At 68.0% G+C, this 1,134-nt stretch carries 1 protein-coding gene and 1 pseudogene; both read right to left on the bottom strand.

Annotation, left to right across the window (positions count from 1 at the left end):
- Nucleotides 1–664, bottom strand: a 664-nt coding sequence (locus JCM19049_RS14985) for an alkaline phosphatase (protein WP_279403327.1), incomplete at its 3' end; no start/stop codon positions are given.
- A gap of 101 nt (nucleotides 665–765) precedes the next feature.
- Nucleotides 766–1,086: pseudogene (locus JCM19049_RS21250) on the bottom strand (alkaline phosphatase); the annotation flags it as partial.
- Nucleotides 1,087–1,134: the final 48 nt, after the last annotated feature.

Below are 1,134 nucleotides of genomic sequence, written 5' to 3'. Positions count from 1 at the left end.
CGCCGGTGTGGCCCTGGGAGGCGGCCTCCTCACCGGTGCCGTAGAGGATCGCCATCTCACTGCCGTCCGCGGTGACCAGCTTGGAGGTCAGCGCCGGGGACTCGGTGTCCGGGGCCACGATCTGGCTGGTGTGCGCGTGGTCGGCGGTGACCACCACCAGGGTCTCACCGTCTTCCTTGGCAAAGGCCAGCGCCTCCTGCACCGCCTCGTCCAGGTCCACGGTCTCGCCGATCTGCCCGCACGGGTTCGCCGCGTGGTCCTGCTTGTCGATCGAGGCGCCCTCGACCTGCAGGAAGAACCCGTCCTCATCGTCCTTGAGCAGGTCGATCGCCTTGGAGGTCATGCTCTTCAGGTCCGGGGCCTTTTCGAAGTCCCGCGCCGGGTTGTCCTTGCACTGCTGGGCCGGCTTGGAGATGCCGTCCTTGGAAGCCAGGTCCCCGGTCCAGCGCACCTCCATGTTGCCCTCGGCGAACAGCCCCAGCAGCGGGGTGTCCTGGTTCGCCGCCTGGGCCTGCTGCATCCCGGCGGTGTCCTCCACGATCGTGTAGCCGCGCTCGTTGGCCTGCTGGCGCAGGGTCTTGTCCTTGTAGTCCCCGGCCTTGGCCTTCTCCGCGAAGGTCTCCGCCCCGCCGCCGAACACCAGGTCCGGACGGGTGGCCAGCATCTGCTCGGTGATCGAGCCGGCGCCGCCGTTTCCAGGGCGTTCTGCGCGCACTTCTCACTGGTGGCCTCCGGGCCATAGCACTTGCGCTCGGCCACATGCGAATACTGCACGGCCGGGGTGGCGTCCTGGATTTCGCTGGTGGTGACCACGCCGGTGGCGAGGTTGCCTTCCTTCGCCAGTTCCAGCAGGCTCTGCTGGCTCTTGCCGTTGATGTCCACCGAGATCGCACCGTTGTAGGACTTGGTACCGGTGGCCCAGGCGGTCCCGCTGGCGGCCGAGTCGGTCACGTAGTCCGGCTTGCCTTCCTTGTCCAGTGCGTAGTGGGTGTACTGCCCGGTCAGCGGCAGCGCGTCCAGCCCCTTGAAGAAGCCGCCGGCACCCTCGGCGACGTTGCGGGCGGCCGTGATTTCCGAATCGCCCATGCCGTCGCCGATGAGCAGGATGACGTTCTTCGCCCCGGCGTCCTTCAC

The sequence above is a fragment of the Arthrobacter sp. JCM 19049 genome (assembly GCF_001310435.1).
This window is presented reverse-complemented; position numbering and strand designations above follow the sequence as displayed.